Source organism: Synechococcus sp. R50.1, from assembly GCF_047462115.1.
Classification (GTDB): Bacteria; Cyanobacteriota; Cyanobacteriia; order Thermostichales; family Thermostichaceae; genus Thermostichus.
The window spans coordinates 42,309-49,404 of sequence record NZ_JANSIN010000015.1; the positions used below are offsets into that span (position 1 = coordinate 42,309).

4 protein-coding genes are annotated in these 7,096 nt (G+C 59.2%); 2 read left to right on the plus strand and 2 right to left on the minus strand.

Annotation, left to right across the window (positions count from 1 at the left end; genetic code table 11):
* Positions 1-508: 508 nt before the first annotated feature.
* Together NW870_RS05935 and NW870_RS05940 are read left to right on the plus strand one after the other, a co-directional pair.
* Positions 509-3,247, plus strand: a complete 2,739-nt coding sequence (locus tag NW870_RS05935) for a valine--tRNA ligase (protein ID WP_414350735.1) — start codon at positions 509-511, stop codon at positions 3,245-3,247.
* Positions 3,248-3,493: 246 nt separating this feature from the next.
* Positions 3,494-3,817: an RNA recognition motif domain-containing protein gene (locus NW870_RS05940; protein WP_414374428.1), complete on the plus strand. Its 324-nt coding sequence runs from the start codon at positions 3,494-3,496 to the stop codon at positions 3,815-3,817.
* A 206-nt stretch (positions 3,818-4,023) separates the two neighbouring features.
* Here NW870_RS05940 and cobN read toward each other — a convergent pair whose 3' ends face one another.
* Both cobN and NW870_RS05950 read right to left on the minus strand, forming a co-directional pair.
* Positions 4,024-6,240, minus strand: a complete 2,217-nt coding sequence (gene cobN / locus NW870_RS05945) for a cobaltochelatase subunit CobN (RefSeq protein ID WP_414374430.1) — start codon at positions 6,238-6,240, stop codon at positions 4,024-4,026.
* The gene (locus NW870_RS05950) at positions 6,228-6,494 is read right to left on the minus strand and encodes a hypothetical protein (protein ID WP_414374432.1); all 267 of its coding nucleotides are present in this window, start codon (positions 6,492-6,494) and stop codon (positions 6,228-6,230) included. The genes cobN and NW870_RS05950 overlap by 13 nt, the downstream gene beginning before the upstream one ends.
* Positions 6,495-7,096: the final 602 nt, after the last annotated feature.

The following is a 7,096-nucleotide window of genomic DNA, read 5'->3' on the forward strand; positions in this document are numbered from 1 at the left end:
GGGGCTATCTAGGCCAAAGATGAGCTCTCCACTTCGACCGACGAGAATTGCCTCCAGGCTACCGGGCTTTCCTGCACCTACAAAGCAAAAAGAGTAGTCAGCGTGCGGGATAAAATACAGGCCTATCAGGGGTAGTAGAGGCGGCCAGGATTGTTCATCCGGATGAAGGCGAGCACTGAAGCAAGCTTCATAACCTGCCAGAGAGCCTGGTTCAAAAGGCTCCCCACGACAAAGTAGGATGTCTCTCTCTGATCTCTTCCAGTCCTGTTGCGCCAAGGCAGGGATCCCAGGGGATAGAGCCATCAGAGCCATCAGGACCGTTGCCGTCAATGATCTGGACATAACGCAGTACCCAAACGCTGAGGATGGCAGTACCCTAGCTCGGAATCCCTCTCTAGCTGTGTGATCGGGGTCAAGACCGATGGGCCGCCCTATCCCGAAGAGCAGAGAGCTAGACTGCTACTCTATAAGGTGATCCGTCCTTCTCAGCCGTTGGCCTATCCTCCCTATGACTGCTGCAATTTCCTCCGCCAACCTGCCCAGCCAGTACAACCCCTTCGAGACCGAGCCGAAGTGGCAGCGCTTTTGGGAGGAGAAGGGCTTTTACGTGGCGGATCCCAAGGCGCCGGGAGAGGCCTTTAGCATGGTGCTGCCCCCGCCCAATGTGACGGGCAACCTGCACATGGGCCATGCTTTTGCCTTTACCCTGCCGGATGTGGTGACGCGCTACAAGCGCATGCGCGGCTACAACGTGCTCTGGCTCCCCGGCACAGACCATGCCAGCATCGCCGTGCACACCATCCTGGAAAACCAACTGCGCCAAGAGGGCAAGACCCGCTTCGATCTGGGCCGCGAGGCTTTTCTGGAGCGAGCCTGGGCTTGGAAGGAGCAGTCGCAGGGAGCCATCAAGAGCCAGTTGCGGCGGCTGGGCCTATCTCTGGACTGGACGCGGGATCGCTTTACCCTCGACGAGGGGTTGAGCCGGGCGGTAACCGAGGCGTTTGTGCGGCTATACGAGGCGGGGTTGATTTACCGGGGCGAGTATTTGGTGAACTGGTGCCCGGCCACCCAGTCGGCGGTGTCAGACATTGAGCTAGACGACAAAGAGGTCAAGGGCCACCTGTGGCATTTTCGCTATCCCTTGGCCGAGGATCCCAGCCAGTATCTGGTGGTGGCCACCACTCGGCCCGAGACCATGCTGGGGGATACGGCGGTGGCGGTGAACCCCCAAGACGAGCGCTATTGCCATCTCATCGGCCAGTTCATTCGCCTGCCCATTAAAAATCGCCTCATCCCCATCATTGCGGATGAGTATGTGGATCCCTCCTTTGGCTCCGGGTGTGTGAAAATTACCCCGGCCCACGACCCCAACGACTTTGAAATCGGCAAACGGCACCAATTGCCCTTCATCAACATCCTCAATAAAGACGGCACCCTCAACGAAAACGGGGATCCTTTCACCGGCCTAGATCGCTTTGTGGCCCGAGAAAAGGTGGTGCAGTGGTTTGCCGAACATGGCCTGCTGGAGAAGGTGGAGGACTACACCCACACCGTTCCCCACAGCGACCGCGGCGGCGTGCCCATCGAGCCTTTGCTTTCCATTCAGTGGTTTTGCGATGTCTCGGGGATGGGGGCTCGCTGTTTGGAAGAGGAATACCAACGAAATAGCCCCCGCTTTATCCCTGAGCGCTGGACCAAAGTCTACACGGGCTGGCTGGAAAAGCTGCGCCCCTGGTGCATTTCTCGGCAGTTGTGGTGGGGCCATCAGATCCCAGCTTGGTATCCAGTCCTCAATGGCCAGCTTCTCGAGGATCCCCAAGCTTTTGTGGTGGCCCGCAACGGCGAGGAAGCGCTGCTCAAGGCACGGGAAAAGTTTGGCCCAGAAGTTGAGCGGGTGGAACAGGATCCCGATGTGCTGGATACCTGGTTTAGCTCTGCTCTGTGGCCCTTTTCAACCCTGGGCTGGCCGGAAGAGACCGAGGATTTCAAACGCTACTATCCCAACTCCCTGATGTCCACGGGCTTTGACATCATTTTCTTCTGGGTGGCCCGCATGGCCATGATGGGATCCCAATTTACCGGCCAGATTCCCTTCAAAGACGTGTACATCAATGGCCTGGTGCGGGATGAGCACGGGGCGAAAATGTCCAAAACCAAGGGAAATGGCATCGATCCCCTGGAGCTGCTGGACAAATACGGCACCGACGCCCTGCGCTATGCCCTGGTCAAGGAGGTGGTGGGGGCAGGGCAGGATATCCGCCTGGCCTACGACCGCAAGACGGGGGAGAGCGCCAGCGTGGAGGCCGCCCGCAACTTTGCCAATAAGATCTGGAACGCCTCCCGCTTTGTGCTCATCAACTTGGAGGGACAGACCCCCGCCCAGCTGGGATCCCCTGCCCCCGAAGCGCTGGAGCTGGCCGATCGCTGGATCCTGTCGCGGCTGCACTCCACAGCCACCCAAGTCATCGCCGAGCTGGAAGCCTATGGCCTGGGCGAGGGGGCGCGCCTGCTCTACTCTCTCATTTGGGATGACTTTTGCGACTGGTACATCGAGCTGGTCAAGCCCCGGCTGCGGGGAGAAGACCTGGCTTCCAAACGCGCAGCGCAGCAGGTGCTGGCCACCGTTTTGGAAACCATTCTCAAGCTGCTGCACCCCTGGATGCCCCACATCACCGAGGAGATCTGGCAGCTGCTCACCCAGGCCAACCAAACCACCTCTATCTCCGTGCAGCCCTATCCCACCCCAGATCCCAGTTGGATCGACCCTCAACTGGAGCGGGAGTTTGGCTTGGTGATCCAAACCATTACCAGCCTGCGCAACCTGCGGGCAGAAACCGGCCTCAAGCCCCATCAGACCATCAGGGCCCTTTTGCTCACTACCGATCCCGCCGAGCAGCGGATCCTGACGGCTGCCCAAGCTTATATCCGGGATCTGGTTAAGGCCGAGGCTTTGGAGATTACGGGATCCCTGGCCACGGAGCCCAAACAGGTGGCGGCTGCAGTGGTGGGCACGGTGCAGGTGCTGATGCCCTTGGCAGGACTGGTGGATGTGGAAGCGCTGCGGGCCAAACTGCAAAAAGACCTGGCCAAACTGGAAAAAGAGGCCCAAGGGATCCGCGCCCGCTTGGAGAACCCCAATTTTCTCAACCGGGCCAACCCTGAAGTGGTGCAAGCCAGTCAGGAACAACTGGCAGAGCTGGAAGCCCAGATGAGGTTACTGGGATCCAGGCTGGAGAAGCTGGGCTGAGATGGCGTCAGCGCAGGTAGGGCAGCGGAGTGTTTGGGCCGGGCCAGTTGGGGTGTGAAGGCAATGTCCCCAGAATTTCGCGAAATCGAAGTGGTGAACCCCTGCTTCTGTGTTAGGATAGAAGCTGAGATTGTTATCGGTTGTAGTGCTCGTTTCTTCTGGTCTTGACGGATTTTCACGTTTTGTATTGGCAGACGGCTCTCCGAACATCTCACCCTTTGTTACTCTCTCTTTCGGAGATCGTCTATGTCGATTTATGTTGGCAACCTTTCCTTTAAGGTGACAGAAGCGGATTTGACCGCTGTTTTTGCTGAGTACGGTTCTGTCAAGCGGGTGCAAATCCCCACTGACCGCGAGACAGGCCGCATTCGGGGCTTCGGGTTTGTGGAAATGAGCTCTGAAGCAGAGGAGCAGGCTGCCATTGCTGCTCTGGATGGGGCAGAATGGATGGGGCGCGACCTCAAGGTGAACAAAGCTCGCCCGCGAGAAGAACGCCCCACCTCAGGTTTCCGCTCTGGTAACGGGAACAGTGGCGGCGAGCGGCGGCGGAGTTTTCAATCTCGCTATTGAAACGCCCGCTAGGGCTTCCCGGTAGCTGGCCAGGGGGCACCTAGGCGCGAGCCGGTCTTGGGCTACGATTCCGGGATCCAGCTGTTTCTCTAGCCTGCTTCCATTGTTCCAACAGAGGAGTTGATGAGGGATCCCGATCAACTCCTCTTAACTCTTAAGATTCTTCCTTGCTCCCTGAGAGAGGAAAATAAAACGCTTGGCTTGGGTTACGGCGAGTTCGGGGATCCCTCTGGCCAAGGATCTGTCAGGTCGGCGGTCAAGGGATCCCAGTCCCATCCCCAATCGCGGGCAATGGCCTGAGTAATCCCCAGTTGTCCGTGGCCGGGGTAGCGGGCCAGCGCTACCACCAGATCGATAAGCTGCTCGCCGGCAGGGATCCGGCCAAAGATGTGCAGCCCATCGCGAATCTGAGATTCTTTTAGCTCGCAGAGATAGCCATCCAGGCGATTCCAATCTTCTTCTTTTTCCAGGTTGAACTGTTGGTCTAGATGCTCTGCTCGAACCAGCTCCTGAATCTGGGCGCGAATCAGGGGACAACGACTGGGATCCAACTGTTGGGCCTGCACGTACTCATCCATCAGCCGTTCCAAATCCGCCAGGGGGCCGTACAGCTCGGCGCGGGTAAGGGGCGGGGTGAGGTGGTCGATAATCACTGCCTGGGCTCGCCGCTTGGCCTGGGATCCCTCTCCTGGGTCGTTGACGATGAAGGGGTAGAAGTGGGGCATTGGCCCCAGAGCAACCTCCGGGTAGCAGGTGGCGGAAAGGGCGGATCCCTTGCCGGGCAGCCATTCCAGGTTGCCGTGCTTGCCCACATGCACCACCGCTTGAGTGCCGAAGACCTGCCGCAACCACAGGTAAAAAGCCAGGTACTCGTGGGGGGGGACCAGATCCGGGGCGTGGTAGTTCAACGAGGGATCCCGGTCGTAGCCTCGCGGGGGCTGAATGCCTACAAACACCTGCCCTAACTGCAGTCCCACCACGGGAATATCTCGAGAGGGCGGATCCCCCCACTGCCGGACGAGGTCGGTCTGGATGGGCTCAGGCAAGCGGGCAAACCACTCTCGATAAAGGGCAGCAGAAAGGCATTGCCGAGCCGGGCGCAGGGATCCCAAGGGGTCGTAGGTCTGGCCTTCGGTTAGCCAATGGATGAGTTCATCTCCAGTCTGGGGCAGGGGATCTACTGAGTAGCCAGCTCCCGCCAAAGCTTTGAGAATTTCCACACAACTGGCAGGGGTATCCAGACCCACCCCATTGGCCAGTCGCCCGTCCCGACTGGGGTAGTTGGCCAGGATCAAAGCCAGTCGCCGCTGGGAAGGGGGGGTACGCCGCAATTTCACCCAGTTGGCCGCCAAATCGGCTACAAACTCCACCCGATCCGGCACAGTCGCATAGGCCACCACCTCCGTTTGCAAGTGGGGATCCCGCTGTTGAACCGCCTTGAAGGAAACGGCGCGGCTGATGATGCGCCCATCCACCTCCGGCAAAGCCACATTCATGGCCAGATCCCGCGCTCCCAGTCCTCGCGTGGAGTCCTCCCAGCTCTGGCGGGATCCACCGCTGAGGATTACCTGCAAAACAGGCACATCCAACTCCTGCCACAGCCTCACGTCGGGCTGGTGGCTGTCCAACCGCGCCAGAGAAAAGCTGGTGGTGTTGAGCAACAGGTCAATCTGGCTGCCAAAGTGATCCCGAATGGCCTGGGGCAAGTCGGGATCTTGAAGGCTGTAGGTGTAAAGGCACAGAGTCTGCAGCCCCCGCTCCACCAAGGCTTTTGCCAATTGATCCACCGGCTCTGTATTCCCCGCCAGAACATGGGCCCGGTAGAGTAAAATCCCCACCTTGGGAGCTTGGGGATCCGTCGGCGAGGCTACGGGAGGTTGGTAGATCCCAAGACGAGGCAACCCTTGTGGATCCGGCGCCGAATATTGGCCCCCCAGAAACTCCCTAGCCAGAAACAGCAGACAGGCAGCCACATTCTCCGCTCCCCCCTCCAGCCAGTACCGCCACACCCGATCCGCCACCGCCAGAGGCACAGTGGAATGGCTTACCAAATCCCAGTCCGGGCGATCGTCCCCAGGAATGACGATTAGGGTGGATCCCTCCTCGGCTGCCACCTGCTTGGCCACCTCCAGGCCATAGCTCCAGTAGGCCCTTCCCCCCAACAGGCGAAGGAGCACCACCTGCGCCCGCCGCAGCACCCTCTCGGCATAGTCATCCAGGCTTAGGGGCTGTTGCAACTGCAGCAGATTAGCTGCCCGTATGGCCGGAAAGTCTTGGGGCAAAAGACGGATGGCCGCGCTCAAAGCCGTCAGGTCCGTATCGGCTGCCGAGAGAACAACAATGGGAGCAGGATCCTGCTCCAGGAAAATGACGCCGGATTGGGAAGGATCCCATCCCCCTGGCAAAGCAGCTATTCGGTGCATGGCCGCTCTCCCAAGGGAAGGAAGCTCAGGCTTAGCGACTGTACTTGAAGCACAGAAGCACCCCAGCTCCCAGCGCTCAACTGGTCAGGAAGGGCTCCCGTAGTGGTTCCCGCTACCCAAGCATTGCCCTGTCCAAAGTGCTCCGCACCGCTGGCGCGAAAGTGCTCCGCACCGCTGGCGCGAAAGTGCTCCGCACCGCTGGCGCGAAAGTGCTCCGCACCGCTGGCGCGATCGACAGCAATAGAGTCAGCCACCTCATTCGCAGGAGTTCCGAACTGGCGAGCCCACTCGATTGAATGCGAACCGTAGGCTCTCAGAAGAATTGAACTGGCAAAAAAAGTTAAAGCACTTGCGAAAACTACCCTGCCCACCCTTTTTTTCATATCCTTCAAGTCCCCCCTTGCCGACTAGGGCAGCACCGCCTAGAGCCTAGCATGGGGCAGCTTTCTGCTGGCTACTGGGGTGTTGAGCTGCCGCAGAGGGATCCCGCCCTGGCAAAGCCTCAGCCTAACGAGCGTATTTGAGTACCAAGACATCTTTCATGCCCGCAAGGACTCCGTCCCGCTGACGCGAAAGGACTCCGTCCCGCTGACGCGATCGGGGTTGGTCAGGAAAGGCTCCCCGAGTTACCCCCGCCACCCAAAGATTTCCCCTTCTATCCGAAGCAAGAGAACCGATCCATTGACATTCTCTCCCGCCTAAAGGCGAGGGATTCTTTCCCGGTTTGTGAAACGACTTTCACTTGCCGGGCTACATTGGGCGTGAGGCCAATACCTCAACCCAATGGGGGATGCCATCACCCCAACTACTGGGACATCGAACTGCCCCAGATACTTCCGTCTCAAATTCACTGCAC